1 protein-coding gene is annotated in these 675 nt (G+C 57.3%); it reads right to left on the bottom strand.

Going from position 1 to position 675, the window contains the following annotated elements; genetic code table 11:
* Positions 1–655, bottom strand: a 655-nt coding sequence (locus ACTHUR_RS14650) for an S-methyl-5'-thioinosine phosphorylase (protein WP_440399315.1), incomplete at its 3' end; no start/stop codon positions are given.
* Between the last annotated feature and the right edge of the window lie 20 nt (positions 656–675).

Below are 675 nucleotides of genomic sequence, written 5' to 3'. Positions count from 1 at the left end.
CTGTATCTGTCGCTTCGCCGCTGAGGCAGCGGATGTTGGTGATGCCGCAAAAGTGGGCGTATTTTATGCCCAGTTCGCGGGCGAGGACGGCTTCGGGCATTCCGGTCATGCCCAATACGTCCACACCGTCGCGGCGGTAACGTCGGATTTCGGCGCGGGTCGGCCAGCGCGGGCCTTGCAGGCAGCCGTAAACGGCTTGGGTGTATAAAGGCATTTGGTGCTGTTGCGCGTGTTCGACGATTTTTTCGCGCAGTCCGGCGGTGTAGGGGTCGAGAAAATCAGTGTGTACGACCGGTTCTTCCTGTCCTTCAAAAAAGGTGTCTTTACGACCGTAGGTGTAGTCGATCAAATCGTCGGGCAGGACGAGCGCGCCGTTTTCAAAGCGGTCGTTGATGCTGATGACGGAGGAAACGGCGACGATGTATTCCACACCTATGGAATGCAACGCCCAGATGTTGGCGCGGTAGTTGATTTCATGCGGCGCGACAGTATGGCCGAAGCCGTGCCGCGCGAGGAAGATGATGTCCTGACTGCCCAGTTTGCCGCTTAAGACAGGGCTGCTGGTCAGTCCGTAGGGGGTGCGGACGATTTTACGGTCGGTGATGCTCAGTTCATGCAGCTTGGTCAGGCTGCTGCCGCCGATGATGGCTAACATGTTTTCTGTTCCTTTATGTG

The sequence above is a fragment of the Neisseria sp. P0021.S007 genome (assembly GCF_051956855.1).
The sequence above is the reverse complement of the archived record's forward strand: the minus strand, read 5'-3'. Positions and strand labels throughout refer to the sequence as shown.